The 20089-nt window shown below is 67.6% G+C and carries 15 protein-coding genes and 1 tRNA gene; 12 read left to right on the plus strand and 4 right to left on the minus strand.

Annotation, left to right across the window (positions count from 1 at the left end; translation table 11 throughout):
• Positions 1-85: 85 nt before the first annotated feature.
• Positions 86-1000: a LysR family transcriptional regulator gene (locus ACSFCA_RS07065; protein WP_435459406.1), complete on the plus strand. Its 915-nt coding sequence runs from the start codon at positions 86-88 to the stop codon at positions 998-1000.
• Between the two features lie 22 nt (positions 1001-1022).
• Here the strand turns inward: ACSFCA_RS07065 and ACSFCA_RS07070 are convergent, their stop codons facing one another.
• The 3 genes from ACSFCA_RS07070 to ACSFCA_RS07080 all read right to left on the minus strand — a co-directional run bounded on the left by ACSFCA_RS07070 (position 1023) and on the right by ACSFCA_RS07080 (position 5676).
• Positions 1023-1355 (minus strand): hypothetical protein, encoded by a 333-nt coding sequence (locus ACSFCA_RS07070; protein WP_258353322.1) that lies wholly within the window; start codon positions 1353-1355, stop codon positions 1023-1025.
• Complete coding sequence (locus tag ACSFCA_RS07075; protein ID WP_435459405.1) at positions 1333-3066, minus strand: ATP-dependent nuclease; 1734 nt, start codon at positions 3064-3066, stop codon at positions 1333-1335. Before ACSFCA_RS07075 ends, ACSFCA_RS07070 begins: the two co-directional genes overlap by 23 nt.
• A 93-nt stretch (positions 3067-3159) precedes the next feature.
• A complete protein-coding gene (locus ACSFCA_RS07080) occupies positions 3160-5676 on the minus strand; it encodes an ABC transporter permease (protein WP_435459404.1) in 2517 nt (838 codons plus the stop codon).
• A gap of 200 nt (positions 5677-5876) precedes the next feature.
• Here ACSFCA_RS07080 and ACSFCA_RS07085 point away from each other — a divergent pair, with 200 nt between their 5' ends.
• From ACSFCA_RS07085 to ACSFCA_RS07135, 11 genes are all read left to right on the plus strand, one after another.
• Positions 5877-6182 (plus strand): hypothetical protein, encoded by a 306-nt coding sequence (locus tag ACSFCA_RS07085; protein ID WP_435459403.1) that lies wholly within the window; start codon positions 5877-5879, stop codon positions 6180-6182.
• A 96-nt stretch (positions 6183-6278) separates the two neighbouring features.
• Entirely contained in the window at positions 6279-9356 is a 3078-nt protein-coding gene (gene fdnG / locus ACSFCA_RS07090; protein ID WP_143047794.1) for a formate dehydrogenase-N subunit alpha, read from the plus strand.
• A 183-nt stretch (positions 9357-9539) separates the two neighbouring features.
• Positions 9540-10493, plus strand: a complete 954-nt coding sequence (fdxH, locus tag ACSFCA_RS07095; protein ID WP_435459402.1) for a formate dehydrogenase subunit beta — start codon at positions 9540-9542, stop codon at positions 10491-10493.
• Positions 10494-10503: 10 nt separating this feature from the next.
• Entirely contained in the window at positions 10504-11127 is a 624-nt protein-coding gene (locus ACSFCA_RS07100; protein WP_435459401.1) for a formate dehydrogenase subunit gamma, read from the plus strand.
• Between the two features lie 10 nt (positions 11128-11137).
• A complete protein-coding gene (fdhE, locus tag ACSFCA_RS07105) occupies positions 11138-12166 on the plus strand; it encodes a formate dehydrogenase accessory protein FdhE (protein ID WP_435459400.1) in 1029 nt (342 codons plus the stop codon).
• Positions 12166-13614 (plus strand): L-seryl-tRNA(Sec) selenium transferase, encoded by a 1449-nt coding sequence (gene selA, locus ACSFCA_RS07110; protein WP_435459399.1) that lies wholly within the window; start codon positions 12166-12168, stop codon positions 13612-13614. Before fdhE ends, selA begins: the two co-directional genes overlap by 1 nt.
• Positions 13615-13649: 35 nt before the next feature.
• Positions 13650-14765, plus strand: coding sequence for an acyl-CoA dehydrogenase family protein (locus tag ACSFCA_RS07115; RefSeq protein WP_258353313.1), 1116 nt, complete (start codon positions 13650-13652; stop codon positions 14763-14765).
• An 11-nt stretch (positions 14766-14776) separates the two neighbouring features.
• Positions 14777-15637 (plus strand): phosphate/phosphite/phosphonate ABC transporter substrate-binding protein, encoded by an 861-nt coding sequence (locus ACSFCA_RS07120; RefSeq protein WP_435459398.1) that lies wholly within the window; start codon positions 14777-14779, stop codon positions 15635-15637.
• Positions 15603-16808: a ferritin-like domain-containing protein gene (locus tag ACSFCA_RS07125; RefSeq protein ID WP_435459397.1), complete on the plus strand. Its 1206-nt coding sequence runs from the start codon at positions 15603-15605 to the stop codon at positions 16806-16808. The genes ACSFCA_RS07120 and ACSFCA_RS07125 overlap by 35 nt, the downstream gene beginning before the upstream one ends.
• A 13-nt stretch (positions 16809-16821) precedes the next feature.
• Positions 16822-18729 carry a selenocysteine-specific translation elongation factor gene (gene selB, locus ACSFCA_RS07130; protein WP_435459396.1) on the plus strand — a complete coding sequence of 636 codons (1908 nt, stop codon included), beginning with the start codon at positions 16822-16824 and terminating at the stop codon, positions 18727-18729.
• A 14-nt stretch (positions 18730-18743) separates the two neighbouring features.
• Positions 18744-18836, plus strand: a tRNA-Sec gene (locus ACSFCA_RS07135).
• A gap of 147 nt (positions 18837-18983) precedes the next feature.
• Here ACSFCA_RS07135 and selD read toward each other — a convergent pair.
• Positions 18984-20051, minus strand: coding sequence for a selenide, water dikinase SelD (gene selD, locus ACSFCA_RS07140; protein WP_258353309.1), 1068 nt, complete (start codon positions 20049-20051; stop codon positions 18984-18986).
• Positions 20052-20089: the final 38 nt, after the last annotated feature.

A 20089-nucleotide genomic window follows, 5' to 3' on the forward strand; every position in this document is an offset into this window, starting at 1 on the left:
AGGAAGCCACAGAAGATAGAAAGGAATCAATGGAATGAAAATGGCACCATTGATCCTCATACTCCCAACCTAGGGTTGCCAATCCATGGACAGCTTCAGCGGACTCGAATCCTTCGTGCGCGCGGCCGACCTGCTGAGCTTTGCCAAGGCCGGCCGGCAGTTGGGCATCTCGGCCTCTGCGGTGGGCAAGAACGTCGCACGGCTCGAGCAGCAGCTCGGCGTGCGCCTCTTCAACCGCACCACGCGCCACACACGGCTGACGCAGGAGGGCGCGCTCTTCCACGAGCGCTGCCGCCGCATCCTCGACGAGCTGGACGATGCGCGCGCCATGATGCAAGACGCCGTCGCCGCCCCGCGCGGCCGCTTGCGCGTGAGCCTGCCGACCATCGGCTACCGCTTCCTGCTGCCGATCCTTCCGGACTTCAAGGCGCGCTACCCCGAGATCGAGCTCGACCTCGACTTCAACGACCGGCTGGTCGACGTGATCGCCGAAGGCGTCGATGTGGCGATCCGCAGCGGCGATCTGGTCGACTCGCAATTGGTCGCGCGGCGGCTGGGCCCGTTCCAGTTCGTGCTGGTGGCGTCACCGGCTTATCTCGAACGCCACGGCGTGCCGCAGGTGCCGGCCGACCTGATACAGCACGCCTGCCTGCGCTACAAGTTCGTGACCGGCGGCAAGGTCGAGGAATGGGACCTGCCCGGCCTGCCCACGCAGCTGCCGCCCGGCCTGCTGTGCAACAACATGGAAGCCATGCTGGGCGCGGCAGTGGCCGGCCTCGGCGTGGCCTACATGCCCGACTTCCTCGCGCGCGATTCGCTGTGCCGCGGCGAGCTTCAGCGCGTACTGGCCACGCACCTCGTGCGGCAGGGGCAGTTCTCGGCGCTGTGGCCGTCGAGCCGGCAGTTGTCGCCGAAGGTGCGGGCGTTTGTGGACTTTGCGGGGGAGCGGATGTTCAGGGAGAAGGACATCGCTGGATTCATGGCGACGAGGTCAGGCTGAATTCGGCCCAGAATGAGGCCGATCAAAGGATCACATCGAAGACATCGTGAAGAAGGCCTTTTTCGAAACCCGCGAGTGCCTGCCCATTGCCCAGAACGGCGACGCCAAACTCACGTTGACGGACGCCCGAACCCATGAGGAACACGAGGATGCACTCGCTCTTCTCAAGGTTCTCGTACTCGGCAACCGTGAGATCGAGCAAGGCCACTTCCGGTCCGCGATCGACGTGTTCGCCGAGCTGGAAAAAGAAGATGCGTAAAGAGACCTGAAAAGCCCACTCATGCGGCGCAAGGTCAGCACCGCATGAGTCGGGCGGATTCTCAGCGCTGCCGTTATGCGGCTTGAGTGAGTTCACCGGCTGCTTGCCCGGCCACGGCGCTGGCAGGTGTCTCGACGGGCTTTGGGCTTTCCGTGATCGCCGGGTTCGCCGGTTCCGACTCCATGGCAATCGTTACTGGGGCGACCGGCGCCGCTTCAGCAGGCTTCACGCTCTCCGCAACCACTGGCTTCACAGGCTCCGCCTTCGCGGGTGCCGGCGCAACAGCAGGCACCGCTTCTGCAGCCTTGGCCGATTTAGCCAGCTTCGCGCCCTCCGCAGCCACCGGCCTCGTCGCCTCTGCCTTCACGGCCACCACGGGTTTCACAGCCTCAACTTTCACCGACTCACTCGCCATCCGGCTCAGCGCCAGTGCAGCTTTCAGCGGGAACAGCGTGCGCTCGTCGCCCTCCGCGGCATTGCTCACGGTGGTGCCGCTGGTCTCGCCGAGGCTGGCCGTGCGCACCGAATCGAGCCGGTGCGTCGGCACCATGAACGGCGAGTGCGTGGTGTAGATGATCTGGTTGCCGAAGTCTTTCTCGAAGTGCGCCAGCAGGTCGGCCTGCGAGTGGGGGTGCAGGTGCAGGCCGGGTTCGTCCAGCAGCAGCACCGCGTCTTCCGCGCGTCCGCCCTTCGTGTCGGCGAAGAACGCGATGTAGAACGAGAAGAACCACTGGAAGCCGCGGCTGCGCTCGTCGAGGTTCACTTCGACCTCGTAGGCACCGTTCGGGTCGGACACCAGCGTGTCGAGGTACTGGCCGTCGAGGTTGAAGCGCACTTTCAGCGGGCGGTCTTTCCAGAGGCGGCGGATCTCTGCCGTCACCACCGAGCCGGCACGGTTGACAAGCTGGTTGCGCGTGGCCTGGTCGTTCTTTTCGAGCAGGTCGTGCAGCTTCTGCGGGTCGAGCCCCGCGACCTTGCACAGCTTGCCGAAGCTCTGCTGCTCGGGCGTGAGCTGGCCCCAGCCCTGGCGTCCCAGGTACTCGGCAATGTTCTGGCGACCGGGCAGCGCGGGGTATTCGTCGACGTAGACGAAGCGCGGCAGCTTCCCGATCACCCAGGCCTGCGCGCGGGCGAGCGCGGGCGTGTCGTTGGAGATGGACAGGGCCATGTCTTCCAGCTCGGCCAGCATCTGCTCCTGCTTGTCGCTGAGCTCGGCGCCCGCCACGGCCAACGCCTTGCGCAGGGCCTGCGCCGCCTTGACCGCGCCCGCCGACCACTTGATGTAGTCGGGGCTCATGATCATCGCGGCGTCGAAGGTGTCGGCCTCCTGCTCGAGCGTGGCCTTCGCTGCTTCCTCGGCGACTTTTTCGGCGGCGGCCTTCACGGCCGGCACGATCTTGCGGACCTTGCCCTTGATGTCGCTCACGTCGAGCGACAGCGCCGTGAGCCCTTCGAGCCCGGCCCAGCGTGCCGTGTCATAGCCGCGGGCCGCGGTGACGTGGCGCACGCCCGCAGCGCGCGGCAGGATCTCGACGAGCTCGGCCTGCTCGCTCTCGTCCAGGCTCCAGCGCGTGAAGACGACCGGGGTGTCGCCGGTGCACTCTTCCAGGCGCCGGTGGCGGGGAAAGTCCTTGATGGGGCTGAGTTCGGCCAGGCCCTCTGCGGGGTTCAGGCTGTGGAGTGCGCGCAGCAGGTTCGATTTGCCGCTGTCATTTCGACCGAGGATCGCCGTGATCTGTGTGGAGTCGATGAGGCCGCTGTCGTTGATCGAGCGAAAGTTGGTGATCTGGAATGACGCCAAGCGCATGTAGAAAGATTCTTCCGAGTGAATTGAATACGGGGTCGGGGAATGTATTGCATTCCACGACCCCGTTCGGCTCGACCCTGAAGAAAAAGATGGCTACTCGGCAGCGCGCCTCAGCGTGTCGACCACCGGGCGCCGCAGCACATCGCGCAGGCCCCACCATCCCGCGCCCAGCGCCAGCACCGCGCCGGCCAGCGCGCCCGCCACCGGCACGATCGGCGAGGCAGTCCAGGTGAACTCGAACACAAAGCGCGCCAGGGCCCAGCCGATCGCCGAAGCCACGATGCTCGCGAGAAAACCCGCGAGCAGCCCGACGCCCACCAGCTCGGCGCGCTGCACCTGTCGCAGCAGGCTGGCGCGCGCACCCACCGCGCGCATCACCGCGAATTCGCGCGCCCGCTCCTCGCGCGTGGCCGTCACCGCCGCAAACAGCACCACCAGACCGGCCGCGAGCGTGAAGCCGAACAGGAACTCGACCGCCCGTATCACTTGGTCGAGCACGCGCTGCACCTGGTTGATGGTGGCGCTCATGTCGACGTTGGTCACGTTCGGGTAGCTGCGCACCAGTGCATTGTCGAAGCCCCGTGTCTCGGGCGCGCGGAAGGCGCCCATGTAGGTGGTAGGCACGTCGGCCAGCGAGGCCACCGTGTACATCACAAAGAAATTGGCGTGCATCGAGCCCCAGTCGACCTTGCGCAGCGAGGTGATGCGCGCCTCGTTCTGCATGCCGCCGATGTCGAAGCGCAGCATGTCGCCGAGCTTCAGGCCCAGCGTCTCGGCCAGGCCCTCTTCCACGCTCACCTCGCCCTGCGCATCGGGCGTCCACTTGCCCGCGGTGATGGCGTTGTGCGCGGGCGCATTCACGCTGTTGCTCAGGTTGAACTCGCGGTCCACCAGGCGCTTGGCGCGGTCTTCGGCGTAGTCGTCGGGCGTCACGGGCTTGTCGTTGATGGCGATCAGCCGGCCGCGAATCATCGGGTACCAGTCGAACTTGCCCACGCCCGCGTCGCGCAGCGATTTCTGGAAGGCATCGCTCTGGTCGGGCATGACGTTGATGACGAAGCGGTTCGGCGCATCGGGCGGCGTGGCCTGGCGCCAGCTCGCGACGAGGTCGGTGCGCAGCAGCACCAGCAGCACCAGCGCCAGCAGGCCGACCGACAGCGCGCTGACCTGCACCACCGCGTACGCCGGCCGCGCCGAAATCTGCCGTGTGGCCAGCACCAGCCAGCGCGGCGCCGTCGTTTCGTTGACGCTGCGTCGCAGCACCTTAACCGCCAGCCAGCTCAGCAGCGCGAACACCGCCACCGCACCCGCGAAGCCGCCGACCGCGATCAGCCCCAGCTTGATGTCGCTGCTCGCCGCCATCAGCAGCGCCGCGAAGCCAGCGACGCCGACGCCCAGCACCGCGAGCGACGCCGGCTTGAGCCCGCCCACGTCGCGCCGGATCACGCGCAGCGGCGGCACGCGGGCCAGTTGCAGCACCGGCGGCAGGCCGAAGGCGAACAGCAGCGTGAGTCCCATGCCGAGCCCGAAGGCCACGGGCCACAAGGTGGCCGCCGGCAACGCGGTTTCGACCAGCCCCGCCAGCAGCAGCACGAACACGTAGTGCACCGCGAAGCCGATCGCCACGCCCAGCCCGCTGGCCACGATGCCGATCACCGCGAACTCGAAGGAATAGGCCACGGCGATGGTGCGCTGGCTCTGGCCCAGCACCCGCAGCATCGCGCAGTCGTCGAGATGGCTGGCCGCGAAGCCGCGCGCGGCCAGCGCCACCGCCACGGCCGACAGCAGCGCCGCGAGCAGCGCGACCAGGCTCAGGAATTTCTCTGCCCGGTCCAGCGTCTGGCGCATCTCGGGGCGGCCGCCCTCGAAGGAATCGAGCCGCACACCGCGCAGCTCGCCCTTCTTGATGGTGGCGTCGGCCCAGTCGGAAAAACGCTTCACCGCCGCGTCGCTGCCTGCCACCGCGTAGCGATAGCCGACTCGGCTGGCGGGCTGCACGAGCCCGGTGCGCGGTACGTCGGCCTGGTTGAGCATCACGCGCGGAGAGAAGCTCATGAAGCCGGCGCCCCGGTCGGGCTCCAGCGTGATGACGCGGCCGACGCGCAGGCCGGTGTCGCCCAGCAGCATCGTGTCGCCGACCTTGAGCGCGAGCGAGTCGAGCAGCGAGGCGTCGACCCACACCTCGCCCGGCGGCGGAATGTCGCGCGTGACGGCGCCCGGCCCGTCGATAGTGGTGGAGGTCTGCAGGTTGCCGCGCAGTGGGTAACCAGCGGCCACGGCCTTCAGCGCCACCAGCTTGCTGGCGCCGCCCTGTGCGTCCCCGGCTCGCGCCATGGTCGGAAAGCCGTAGGTGCCGCTGCCTTCCAGGCCCAGCGATTTCGCCTGCGCCACGAAGGCCTCGGGCGTCGGGTTGTCGCTGACGATCACCGCGTCGCCGCCCAGCAGCTGGCGCGCGTCGCGCTTGAGCCCGCCCTGCAGGCGGTCGGCGAAGAAGCCGACAGCCGTGAGCGCGGCCACGGCCAGCACCACGGCAACGATCAACAGGCGCAGTTCGCCGGCGCGCAGGTCGCGCCAGAGCGTGCGCCAACCCAGGCGGAGGGAGGCATTCATGCGCGAACGATAGCCGACGGTCAGGGGCGCGGCTGGATTCAAGGGTTATTGCGCCCTTTCGGGCCTTGATCCCGACAGGATGCTGTCGCATGATGCGACAAACGTATCCCGTTTGTCGCAAACCGGGCACTCCCGGTGAGCGCAGACGAGGCCATAAAAACAGCCCCGTTGTCAGACCCATCCTTCCCCAAGGAGTGTCGATGCCACGATGCCAGCGCTTGCAGATCGTCAGCCTGTGCCTGGTCGCAGGCCTGCTGGCGAGTGCCTGCGATCCCAAGGTTCCCACGGTCCCAACGCCGAAGGCCGACAGTGGCACCACCGGCGCGAGTCCGACGGGCATCAAGCCCGCCGAGTCCGGCGACAAGGTCGAATCCTCCGCTTCCCACAAAGGCCCGTCCGAAGGCGGCACAGCCATCGGCGGCATGAGCGGCCCGGGCGGTGGCGGCTCTTCCGGCGGCGCGGCGCCCGCGCCGAGCGGTGGCGACGGCACTGCGGCGCCCAAGTAGCGCGGCCAGCCTGATTCATTCAATCAATCAAGTTTCCCGGCAAAAAAAGAAGATCACGATGAAACACCCCACTTCACCGCTGCAGGAGGTCACGTCATGGACATGAACCGCCGGCAATTCTTCCGCGTCAGCAGCGCGGGGCTGGTCGGCTCCAGCATCGTGGCGCTCGGCTTCTCGCCGACCGCCGCGCTGGCCGAGGCCCGCAACTTCAAGCTCGCGCGCACCACCGAGACCCGCAACACCTGCCCGTACTGCTCGGTGGGCTGCGGGCTCATCATGTACAGCCTTGGCGACAAGGCCAAGAACGTGGTGTCCGACATCCTCCACATCGAGGGCGATGCCGACCACCCCGTGAACCGCGGAACGCTATGCCCCAAGGGCGCGGGACTGCTCGACTTCGTGCACAGCCCCAACCGCCTGAAGTACCCCGAGGTACGCGAAGCCGGCAGCACCGAATGGAAGCGCATCGGCTGGAACGAGGCGCTCGACCGCATCGCCAAGCTGCTCAAGGCTGACCGCGACGCCAACTTCCAGACCACCAACGCCGAGGGCAAGACCGTGAACCGCTGGACCAGCAGCGGCATGCTCTGCGCCTCGGCCTCGTCCAACGAAACGGGCTACATCACGCACAAGGCATTCCGCTCGACCGGAATGCTGGTGTTCGACAACCAGGCACGCGTTTGACACGGACCTACGGTGGCCAGTCTGGCCCCGACGTTCGGACGCGGTGCGATGACCAACCATTGGCAGGACATCCAGAACGCGGATGTCGTGCTGATCATGGGCGGCAATGCCGCGGAGGCGCATCCGTGCGGCTTCAAGTGGGTTATCGAGGCCAAGAAGCAGAACAAGGCGCGCCTTGTCGTGGTCGACCCGCGCTTCACGCGCTCGGCCGCCATGGCCGACTACTACGCACCCATACGCGCGGGCTCGGACATCGCGTTCCTCGCAGGGGTCATCAACTACCTGCTGGGCAACGACAAGATCCAGACGGAGTACGTGCGCAACTACACCAACGCGCCGTTCATCGTCGGGCCTGACTACAAGTTCGAGGACGGCCTGTTCAGCGGCTACAACGCCGAGAAGCGCAACTACGACCCCAAGTCGTGGGGCTACGCGCTCGACGAGCAGGGCATGGCCAAGGTCGACATGACCATGCAGGACCCGCAGTGCGTGCTGCAGGTGATGAAGCGGCACTACTCGCGCTACACGCCCGAGCTGGTGAGCCGCATCACCGGCACGCCGCAGGACAAGTTCCTGAAGGTGTGCGAGTACATCGCGAGCACCAGCACCTCCACGCGAACCATGACCATCATGTACGCGCTGGGCTGGACGCAGCACAGCCAGGGCTCGCAGATGATCCGCACCGGCGCCATCGTGCAGCTGCTGCTGGGCAACATCGGCGTGCCCGGCGGCGGCATGAACGCGCTGCGCGGCCACAGCAACATCCAGGGCCTGACCGACCTGGGGCTGCTGTCGAACTCGCTGCCCGGCTACATGTCGCTGGCGCGTGACAGCGAGCAGACGCTGGACGTCTACTACAAGACCCGCGCGCTGAAACCGCTGCGCCCCAACCAGATGAGCTACTGGCAGAACTACCCGAAGTTCTTCGTCAGCATGCAGAAGGCGTGGTGGGGCAACGCGGCCACGGCCGAGAACGAGTGGGCCTTCCACTACCTGCCGAAGATCGACAAGCTCTACGACATCCTGCAGGCCTTCGAGCTCATGAACCAGGGCAAGCTCAACGGCTACATCTGCCAGGGCTTCAACCCGGTGGGCTCGTTCCCGGACAAGAAGAAGATCGTCGACGGGCTGTCCAAGCTCAAGTTCCTCGTCACCATCGATCCGCTGATGACCGAGACCAGCGAGTTCTGGCGCAACTTCGGCGAGTTCAACGACGTCAAGACCACCGACATCCAGACCACGGTGTTCCGCCTGCCTTCCACCTGCTTCGCGGAGGAAGACGGCTCGCTCACCAACTCCAGCCGCTGGCTGCAATGGCACTGGAAGGGCGCGGAGCCGCCGGGCGAGGCCAGGGGCGACATCGAGATCATCGCGGGCATCTTCAACCGCATTCGCACGGCCTACGCGAAGGACGGCGGCGCGTACCCCGACCCGATCGTCAACCTCACCTGGCCCTACAAGATTCCGCACTCGCCTTCCGCGCAAGAACTGGCGATGGAATACAACGGCCGCGCGCTGACCGACCTGCTCGACCCGAAGGACCCGACCAAGCCGCCAACAGCCAAGGCCGGCGAGCAGCTCTCGGGCTTCGGCCTGCTGCGCGACGACGGCAGCACCGCCAGCGGCTGCTGGATCTACAGCGGCGCATGGACGCAGGCCGGCAACCAGATGGCCCGGCGCGACAACGCCGACCCGTACGGCATCGGCATGGTGCAGAACTGGGCGTGGGCCTGGCCGGCGAACCGGCGCATCCTTTACAACGGTGCCTCGACCGATCCGGCCACCGGCAAGCCGTGGATCGCCAAGCGCGGCCTCATCGCGTGGAACGGCAAGCAGTGGACCGGCGCCGACGTTCCCGACATCCGGCCCGACGCGAACCCGACGGAAGCCGACGCGGTGCGCCCCTTCATCATGACGGCCGAAGGCGTGGCGCGGCTCTTCGCACCAACGGGCATGGCCGAAGGGCCGCTGCCCGAGCACTACGAGCCTTTCGAGTCGCCGCTGGTCAACAACCTGATGCACCCGAACAACGAGAAGGCGCGCGCCAACCCCGCGGCACGCATCTTCAAGGGCGACCTCGAGCGTCTCGGCGTGCCGAAGGACTTCCCGTACGTGGCGACCAGCTACCGGCTCACCGAGCACTTCCACTACTGGACCAAGAACGTGCGCACCTCAGCCATCATCCAGCCGCAGCAGTTCGTCGAGATCGGCGAAGAACTGGCGAAGGACAAAGGCATTGCCAATGGCGACATGGTGAAGGTGTCGAGCAAGCGCGGCTTCATCAAGGCAGTAGCACTGGTCACCAAGCGCATCGTCGGGCTGCAGGTCGATGGACGCACCGTGCACACGGTGGGGTTGCCGAACCACTGGGGCTTCGTCGGCGTCGCCAAACCGGGGTATCTGGTGAACACGCTCACGCCGTTCGTGGGCGATGCGAACACACAGACGCCCGAGTACAAGTCGTTCACCGTGAACATCGAGAAGGCATGACATGAAGCACAGCACCATGCATGACCACGGCGCCCGGACTTGCTCCCTCTCCCGCTTGCGGGAGAGGGCTGGGGTGAGGGCCGACGGCGATGGAATGGCCGATGACGCCTGCAAGGCCGCCTCCCTCACCCTAACCCTCTCCCCGCAAAGGGAGAGGGGACAAGAAGAAAACCGGAGCCGCTGATGTCCTCTCTCCAAACCCTGGACATCGCCGCCCGCTCGGCCACGACCACGCCGTCGCCCGACATCCGCAGCCGCCCGCAGGTGCAGCAGGTGGCCAAGCTGATCGACGTGTCGACCTGCATCGGCTGCAAGGCCTGCCAGGTCGCGTGCATGCAGTGGAACGACCTGCGCGATGAGGTCGGCACCATGCACGGCACCTACGACAACCCGGTCGACCTCACGCCTTCCTCATGGACGGTGATGAAGTTCTCCGAAGTCGAACCCGAGGCCGGCAAGCTCGAATGGCTGATCCGCAAGGACGGCTGCATGCACTGCGACGACCCGGGCTGCCTGAAGTCGTGTCCGGCGCCGGGTGCCATCGTCAAGTACAGCAACGGCATCGTCGACTTCATCAGCGAGCACTGCGTGGGCTGCGGCAACTGCGTCACCGGCTGCCCCTTCGACGTACCGCGCATCAGCAAGGCCGACAACAAGGCCTACAAGTGCTCGCTGTGCTCCGACCGAGTTGGCGTGGGCCTGGAGCCGGCATGCGTCAAGGCCTGCCCCACGGGCGCGCTGCATTTCGGCACCAAGGAAGACATGCACGAGTACGCCTCGGAGCGCATCGTCGACCTGAAGGAGCGCGGCTTTGCCAACGCCGGTGTGTACGACCCGGCCGGCGTGGGCGGCACGCATGTGATGTACGTGCTGCAGCATGCCGACCGCCCCGGCCTGTATGCCGACCTGCCCAAAGACCCGCACATCAGCCCGCTGGTGTCGCTGTGGAAGGGCGTGGCCAAGCCGCTCGCGATGGTCGCCATGATCGGCGCCGTGGTGGGCAGCTTCTTCCACTACATGAAGACCGGCCCGATCGAGCCGAAGGACGAGCATCCAGATGCCGACCGCGACGGCAAGCCCGACGACGTGGTGGTGATCGAGGAGCCGCCTGCATCATCCACCGCGCCCCGTGCATGAGGAGAACGCGATGACACGCTACTACCTTCGCCGCTACCGCGACGCCACGCGCATGAACCACTGGTTCGTCGCGATCATGTTCTTCGCGGCCGCGCTCTCGGGCCTGGCCTTCTTCCACCCGAGCCTGTTCTTTTTGAGCACGCTGTTCGGCGGCGGGCCATGGACGCGCATCCTGCATCCGTTCATGGGCCTTCTGATGGTGCTGGGCTTCGTGTTCCTGTTCTTCACGATGTGGCGCGAGAACATCCTCGACCGCGGGGACCGCGAGTGGATCGCCAACGCGCCGAAGATGCTCAAGGGAGACAAGTCGAGCATGCCGCCGGTGGGCAAGTACAACGCGGGGCAGAAGCTGGTGTTCTGGGCCTTCGGTGTCAGCCTGCTGCTGTTGCTGGTGACGGGCTTCATGTTCTGGAGCCCGTGGTTCGTCGGGTTCTTCCCGATCCTCCTTCGGCGCATCGCGGTGGTGGTGCATTCGGTGTCGGCCGTGGTGCTGATTCTTTCGGTCATCACGCACATCTACGCGGCCATCTGGGTCAAGGGCACGCTGCGCGCGATGACGCGCGGCACCGTCACGGAGGGATGGGCCAAGCTCAACCATCCTCTGTGGCATCGCAAAATGACGCGAGGTGAGTGATACTGCCCCGATGACGAGTTCCACCGGCAGCCCACCGCCGATCCGGACCACCCGCATCCTCGATCCCGAACAGATCGCGATGCAGGCCGGACGGCAGATGCCGTTCCTGCGTTTGCCGGTTCGGTCTCTCGTGTTCTCCGACCGGCAATTGCGGCTGCGCCAGCTCGCGGCTTCGCATTCGATGCGGGAGTACCTGATCTTCATCGCCGATCTTGCGCAGGCGCAGCACCAGGTGCTGCAGGACTACGCACCGGTCACGTTGCCCGAATCCGATTCGCTCGAAGCCGCATCGAAGGTGCTGAAACCGCCGATGCCCGCTTTCGGCTGGACGCGCGATCCGGTGTGGCTGCAGGAGCTTCGCCGTCTGCTCGGCCTCTTCCGCGCACGGTTGCCCGAAGGCCCCGCGCGCGACACGCTCGACCGCGTGGTGGCGACCGATGATGCGTGGATCAACGAGCAGGCCGACCGGCTCTCGCGCCGCATCATGTTCGGCCTCGACCTCGCAGCCGCACCATTGATTGCCGCAGGACTGCAGGCCTACTGGACGCAGCTCGTGCTGCAGGTGGCCGAACGCGACGGCGAAAACATCTTCGGCCGCACCGACCCCGGCAACGAATGCCCCTGCTGCGGCAGCGTGCCCACCGTGAGCATCACGCGCATCGGCGCCGACGAAGCGGGCTTTCGCTACCTGCACTGTTCGCTGTGCAGCACCGAGTGGCACTACGTGCGCATCAAGTGCACGCACTGCGAAAGCACCAAGGGCATTCACTTCGAATCGCTCTCCCCGCAGCCCGGAGTGGAACTGCCAGCCACCGGCGCGCGCGAAGGCGCTGTCAAGGCCGAGTGCTGCGACAGCTGCGGCCACTACCTCAAGCAGATCGCGATGGAAAAAGACCCCGAGGTCGAACCCGTCGCAGACGACCTCGCCAGCGTCACGCTCGACCTGCTGGTGTCCGAAGCCGGTCACCAACGCAGCGGCCACAACCTGATGCTGCTGTTCGGCGACCCCGAGATCCCCGACGACGGCGGAGGCGGCTGATGGCAGCGCCCGAAGAGTCCGTGGTCCACGGCTCGACGGCAAGGCCCCAGGATCTGCCTTCTGTCGATCAACTGCTGCGCCTCGCCGTGCCGGGCGCATTGCTGGCCGAGCATGGCCATACGCTAGTGGTGAAGGAAGCACGGGCCCTGCTCGAAGGGCTTCGCGCGCGGGCCCTGGCCGGCAAGCTGATGGTCACCGAGGTGCGGCACGACGCACTTGGCGATGCGCTCGCCGCGCGCATCCAGGCCCGCCTCGCACCGCGCATGCGCGCCGTGCTGAACCTCACCGGCACCGTCATCCACACCAACCTCGGCCGCGCGCTGCTGGCCGACGCGGCACTGCAGCGGCTGCTCGCGGTGATGACATCGCCCAACAACCTCGAATACGACCTCACCACCGGCAGCCGAGGCGACCGCGACTCGCTGGTGGAAGAGCTGCTGTGCAGCATCACCGGCGCCGAGGCCGCCACGGTGGTCAACAACAACGCGGCCGCCGTGCTGCTCACCATCGCGGCACTGGCACGCGATCGCGAAGTGATCGTCTCGCGCGGCGAGCTGGTCGAGATCGGCGGCGCCTTCCGCATGCCCGACGTGATGGCCAGCGCGGGCGCGCGCATGGTCGAGGTCGGCACCACCAACCGCACGCATCCGCAGGACTACGAGCGCGCCATCAACGAACACACGGCGCTGGTGATGAAGGTGCACACCAGCAACTACGCCGTGCAGGGCTTCACCGCCGCCGTCGACGAAACCACGCTCGCCGGCATCGCGCATGCACGCGGCGTGCCGCTGGCGACCGACCTGGGCAGCGGCTCGCTGGTCGACCTCGCGCACTACGGCCTGCCGCGCGAGCCGCTGCCGCAGGAGATGCTTGCGGCCGGCTGCGACGTGGTCACCTTCTCGGGCGACAAGCTGCTGGGCGGTCCGCAGGCCGGGCTCATCGTCGGCAGCAAGGCCGCCGTGGGCCGCATCCGCAAGTTTCCGATGAAGCGCGCGCTGCGCATGAGCAAGCTGCCGCTGGCGGCGCTCGAAGCCACGTTGTCGCTGTACCTGCGGCCGGAGCGGCTCGCGCAAGATCTGCCGACGCTGCGGCTGCTCACACGGCCCGCCGATGCGATCCGCGAGATGGCCGAGGCGTTGAAAGCGCCCGTGCAGGCGGCGGTGTCGCCGCGCTTCACCGTCGAAGTCGTGCCGCTGCTCGGGCAGATCGGCTCCGGCTCGCTGCCGGTCGAACGCCTGCCCTCGGCCGGGCTGGCGCTAGCGCCGGCCGGCACGTCGAAGAAGGGCCTCGGCACCGCGCTCGACGCCCTCGCCACCGCGCTGCGCAGCCTGCCGCTGCCGGTAATCGGCCGCATCGCGGAAGACCGCCTTCTGCTCGACCTGCGCTGCCTCGAAGACAGCGCGCCTTTCACCGCCCAGCTCGGCGCACTGCGCGAGCGGCTTCGGTAGATCGATTCCCTCAACCCACCTGTCTGGAGAAAGCGATGAATCCCCTCGAAGTGCTCGCCGGTATCGAAACGCAAACGCTGCAGCCCTCGGCCCAGCGCACCGACAGCGAGGGACGCTTTCCACGAGAGACGATCCAGGCGCTGGGCCAGGCCGGCCTGCTCGGGCTTGTCTCGGCCACGTCGGTCGGCGGCCAGGGCCTGGGCCTGAAGGAAGCCGCGCAGGTGGTGTCGCGCATCGCGCAGACCTGCCCGTCCACCGCGATGGTCGTGTGCATGCACTACTGCGCCACGGCCGTGCTCGAACAGCAAGGCCCCGAGGCCGTGCGCCGTGCGATTGCCGAGGGCAAGCACCTGAGCACGCTGGCCTTTTCGGAAGCGGATTCGCGCAGCCACTTCTGGGCGCCCACCGGCACCGCCCGTGCAGATGGAGCGAACGTGGTGCTCGACGCACGCAAGAGCTGGGTTACGTCCGCCTTCGAGGCCGACAGCTACGTGTGGTCGAGCAAGCCGCTCGCGGCCGAAGGTGCCAGCACGCTGTGGCTGGTCGACGCGAAGTCCGACGGCCTGAGCCAGCCCGGCCGCTTCGACGGACTGGGGCTGCGCGGCAACGCCTCCACGCCGATCACCGCGAAGGATGTGCGCATCGCGGCCAGCGCCCGGCTCGGCGAAGACGGCAAGGGCTTCGACACCATGATGGGCGTGGTGCTGCCATGGTTCTCGGTGCTCAGCGCCGCCTGCTCGACGGGCCTGATGGAAGGCGCCCTGAGCCGTGCCATCGGCCATGTGAGCCAGACGAAGCACGTGCACCTCGATTCGTCGCTGGCTGATCTGCCGACCATTCGCGCCTACCTTGCGCGCGCACGCATCAAGACCGACATGGTGCAGGCGCTGCTCGACGACACCGTGGCCGCCATCGGCGCTGGCCGCCCCGACACCATGCTGCGCGTGCTCGAAGTGAAGGCGGCCGCAGCCGAAGCCGCGCTCGAAGTCACCGACATCGCCATGCGCGTGTGCGGCGGCGCGGCCTTCCGCAAGGAAGCCGGCATCGAGCGGCTGTTCCGCGATGCGCGCGCATCGAGCGTGATGGCGCCGACCTCCGACGTGCTGTACGACTTCATCGGCAAGGCCATCACCGGCTTGCCTCTGTTTTGAGGAACCGCGCCATGTCCGAACCGACGCTGATCATGGGCGCCGTGGCCTACGCGCCCAAGGTCGTCACTATCTGGGAGGGCTTCAAGGCCTTCTTCGCGAAGAACGGCCTGCCCTTCGACTACGTGCTGTATTCGAACTACGAAAGCCAGGTCGAGGCGCAGTTCGACGGCACGCTGCACCTCGCATGGAACTCCCCGCTGGCCTGGGTGCGCGCCGAGCGCATCGCGCGCAGTCGTGGCCAGCAGGTACAGGCCGTGGCGATGCGCGACACCGATTGCGACCTGCGTTCGGCTATCGTCGTGCGTGCCGACAGCACGGTGCAGTCGCTGGCCGATCTGCGCGGCAAGACCATCGGGCTGGGCGCGCTCGATTCACCGCAGGCCACGCTGATCCCGCTCGATCACCTGCGCACGGAAGGCATGGTGAAGTCGCGCGACTTCCAGGTGCGCTACTTCGATGTGCTCGGCGGCAAGCATGGCGACCACATCGGCGGCGAGCGCGACGCGGCCATCGCGCTGATGGCCGGCGAGGTCGACGCCTGTTGCCTGATCGACGGCAACCACCTGGCCTTCGGCCTCGACGGCACGCTGCCATCGGGCAGCACGCGCGTACTCGCGCGCACCGGGGCGTACGACCACTGCAACTTCACCACCAGCCCCGGCGCACCGGCCGCATTGATCGACCGCTTCGTGTCGCTGCTGATGGCGATGCGCTGGGACGACCCGCAGGTGCGCCCGCTGCTCGAACTCGAAGGCCTGCGCGAATGGCGCGCCGGACGCACCAGCGGCTACGCGCTGCTCGAACGCGCGGTGGACGACGAGCACTTCTACGACGGCGATGGCCGCATCACCAACCCCGACTATCGATATTGAGTCGCTGGGCCTCGACCAGGGCGCCCTGCTGCTCATCCGCCGCGCGCTGGCTGAAAGGCCGGTGGGCGGCGAGCTGCGCGTGCGCGGGCAATCGCCGGACTGGCGGATGCACCTGGAAGCGTGGTGCCGCAGCCAGGGGCATCCGCTGCGCTTCGAGGCAACGGAAGAGGCTTTGGTCACACGCGGCCCGCATGCCGAGGGCCGCTGGCTCGGCGCGCAATCGACCGGCGCCGCGCAAGGCGACGCCAACGGCGCGCCCGCCGAAGACGCCGCGCCCGGCTGGGGCCTGGCGGCGCGCGGCGCCACAGTGGAGGCCGGCAGCCCGCCCTTCTTCTTCGCCCTGCACCGCCGCGACGAAGTGTGGGCCGCGACGGCGGGCGAGCTCTACCGGCAGGCCGCAGCAGCCCAATGGGACCCGGGCACGGCCATCGACTGGGACGCGCCCTTCGATCTGCCACCCGCCGTGGAGGCAGCGGTCGTGCAGGTGATGACCTACCTCATCGAGAACGAGAACGCCGCGCTGCTGGTGCCGGCGCGCCATCTCGGGCAGATTCATCCTCACTTCCGCGAGGTGCTGCAGTTGCTCGCGCTGCAATGTGCGGACGAGGCGCGTCACGTCGAAGTCTTCACGCGCCGCGCCACGCTGCGCGGCCACCAGCCCGCGCTGTCGACGGCCGGCGGGCAGGCCTCGCTGCGCACGCTGTTCGATGCGCCCGATTTTTCCGTCGCCACCTTCCTGCTGGCTGTGCTCGGCGAGGGCAGCTTCGTGAACCTGCTCAACTTCCTGCAGGCGAACGCGCCCGACCCGGTGACGCGGCAGATCGCGCGGCTGACGGCGCGCGACGAGGCGCGCCACGTCGCCTTCGGCATGGCGCATCTCGAATATCGGCTCTCGGTGCAGCCCGACTATCAGGCGCGGCTGCGCAACGCCATCGAGGTGCGCTACGACACGCTCGCCAGCACGGCGGGCCTCAACGAGGAAGTGTTCGACGCACTGGTGCTGCTGGCCGCGGGCGAGTTGTCGCCGTCCGCCGTCGCGCGCGGCCACGCGGCCGTGCAGCAGCTGCAGCGCGACATGGCGGCCGGCCGCCGCGCACGCCTTGCGCGGCTGGGCTTCGACCGCGACGAGGCGCAGCGGCTGTCCGAGCTGCACACCCGCAATTTCATGTGACGACGCCCCCACGATGATCATCGGCACCGCAGGCCACATCGACCACGGCAAGACCACGCTGGTGCACGCGCTCACCGGCGTCGACACCGACCGGCTGCCCGAGGAAAAGCGGCGCGGCATTTCCATCGAACTCGGCTATGCGTACCTGCATGTGCCCGATGGCGTGTCGCTCGGCTTCGTCGACGTGCCGGGCCATGAGCGCCTGCTGCACACCATGCTGGCCGGTGCCACCGGCATCGACCATGCACTGCTGGTGGTGGCAGCTGATGACGGCGTGATGCCACAGACGCGCGAGCACCTGGCAGTGGTGGCGCTGCTGGGCGTTCGCGAGGCGACTGTGGCTATCACCAAGATCGACCGCATTGACGAGGCCGTGCGCGAGGCGCGGCTTGCCGAGGTGCGCTCGGACATTGCCGCGCTGCTTGCGCCCACGCCACTCGCGCAGGCGCCCATGCTGGCGGTATCGGCGACGACCGGCGAAGGCATCGAAGCGCTGCGCGAACGGCTGCTCGACGTGGCGCGCCAGGAGCGTGCGCGCGAAGACGACCTGGCGTTTCGCCTCGCGGTCGATCGCGCTTTTACGCTGTCGGGCGTCGGCACCGTGGTCACTGGCACGGTCTTCAGCGGCACGGTGCACATCGGCGACGAACTGAGCGTGGTGCCCGGCGACCGCACGGTGCGCGTGCGCGGTATCCACGCACAGAACCAGAAGACCGAATCGGCGCATGCGGGCCAACGCTGCGCACTGGCATTGGCTGGCGTCACCAAGGACGAGATGCATCGTGGCGACTGGGTCTGCGCACCGGGCATCGCCCTCGCCACGGACCGCATCGACGTGCTGCTCACGCTGTGGCCCGACGAGGCCAAGCCGTTGCGCTCGGGCGCGACGGTGCATGCGCACCTTGGCGCGAGCGATGTGATGGCGTCGGTCGCGCTGCTCGACCGCGATGCGCTCGCGCCCGGCGAGACGGCCTTTGCCCAGCTGGTGCTGCGGGAAGCAATCGGCGCATGGCATGGCGACCGCGGCGTGCTGCGCGATGCCTCGGCCACGCGCACCGTGGCCGGTGTGCGCGTGCTCGACCCGTTCGCACCGGTGCGCTACCGCCGCACGCCCGAGCGCCTGCGCACGCTGGCGGCATGGGCTATCGACGACCGCGACGCGCGCGTGGCGGCGCTGCTGCATAACGCACCGCTCGGCGTCGACACCGCGCGAATAGCGCGCGCTCTCTCGCTGGCCGATGAAGCCGCGCTGTCGCTGCCCGGCGATGCCGTGCGCATCGAGCACACGGCCATCGCGCAAACGCATCTGGACATGCTCGAAGAGCAGATTACCGGGCGCCTCGCAGACTTTCATCGCACCGCGCCTGACGAGGTCGGACCCGATGCGCGCCGCCTCAAGCGGCTGGCCGGGCCACGCACCGACGATGCGCTGTGGCGCCATGCGCTCGACGCGCTGGTCGCGCGCGGCGCGCTGGTGCGCAGCGGCACCTGGCTGCATCTGCCGGACCATGCAGCGCGCCTTGGCGAAGCCGAACAGAAGCTCGCGCAGAAGCTATTGCCCAGCCTGGCCGATGGCGGCTTCGATCCGCCATGGGTGCGCGATCTTGCCAAGGACTGTGCGGTGAGCGAGCCGATGGTGAGGCAGACGCTCGCGAGCCTCGCGCGGCGTGGCGAGGTCTTTCAGGTGGTGAAGGACTTGTACTATCCGCTGGCGACTGTCGAGCGGCTGGCAGCGATGGCACGTGATTGCCTCGATGGCCCGGAAGGACTGCAGGCCGCGAGTTTTCGCGATGCGACTGGGTTGGGGCGCAAGCGCGCGATCCAGTTGCTCGAATTTTTTGACCGTGTGGGCTATACGCGGCGCGTGAAGGACACGCACCTGCTGCGGCCCGATACGTCGTTGTTCAGGGCGAGCCCATGAGCAACAGGAGTCATGGGAGGGGATCGTCCCTGGTGGGGCGGCTGGGCTTCAAACCCAGTGGGTGGCGCCAGTCGTCGCCGGGAAGGTTCGACTCCTTCCCCCTTCCGCCGTCGAGCGGGCATTCGCCTGCTGCGCGGTCCGATCTTGCACCTGCGATGCTCGACGTACCCATGTACGTCTGCGCTTCTCGGCGCAAGCTCGAACCGCTCGCGACGGCGACTGCCCACTCGACGAGTCGGCATAGGACCGCTCTGTCAGGGCACCACGCGCAGCGAGGGCTCTCCCGCCTCGACACGGCCGATGACAGCCGCTTGCCCAAAGCCTTCATCACGGAAGATCTTCAGCACCGCATCGACCGCTTCGGGCGCGCAGCTCACGAGCAAGCCGCCCGAGGTCTGCGGATCGCTCAGCAGGTTCTGCACGGTGGCATGCAGGCCGGCGGCCAGCTCCACGTCGGCGCCGTAGCCGGCCCAGTTGCGCCCCGAGGCACCGGTGACCATGCCCTCGGCGGCCATCACCACCACGTTGTCGAGCAACGGCACCTTCGACCATTCGACCACCGCCGTGAGCCCCGCACCACGCGCCAGTTCGAGCGTGTGGCCGGCCAGGCCGAAGCCGGTGACGTCGGTCAACGCATGCACGCCGCCCAGGGCCGACAGCGCGATGCCGGGCGTGTTGAGCTTCGTCGTGTTCTCGATCAACTGGCGATAGCCGGTCTCGGAGAGCTGTTCTTTCTTGAGCGCGGCCGACAGCACGCCAACGCCCAGCGGCTTGCCCAGCACCAGCACGTCGCCCGCCTTCGCATCTGCATTGCGCCGCACGCGGTCGGGGTGCACGAGACCCATGGCGACGAGCCCGTAGATCGGTTCGACCGAATCGATGGTGTGGCCGCCGGCAATCGGGATGCCGGCTGCGCGGCACACGTCCTGCCCGCCGCGCACGATCTCGGCGATGACTTCGACCGGCAATTGGTTGATCGGCATGGCCACCAGCGCCAGCGCCATGATCGGCCGCCCGCCCATCGCGTAGACGTCGCTGATCGCGTTGGTCGCGGCGATGCGGCCGAACTCGTAGGGGTCGTCCACGATGGGCATGAAGAAGTCGGTGGTCGCGATCAGCGCCTGCTGGTCGTTGAGCCTGTAGACCGCCGCGTCGTCGGCGGTCTCGATACCCACCATGAGCTCGGGCGGGATCATGCCGCCCGCATGGTTCTTGAGGATCTGCGACAGCACGCCGGGCGCGATCTTGCAGCCGCAGCCGCCACCATGCGAAAAACTCGTGAGGCGCAAAGGCGCGAGCGGGTTCATGAGCGTTGGGTTCATGGGCTGATTATCGAAGCGGCCCTGCTTTCTACAATCCC

Source organism: Variovorax multivorans, from assembly GCF_051216835.1.
Lineage (GTDB): Bacteria > Pseudomonadota > Gammaproteobacteria > Burkholderiales > Burkholderiaceae_C > Variovorax.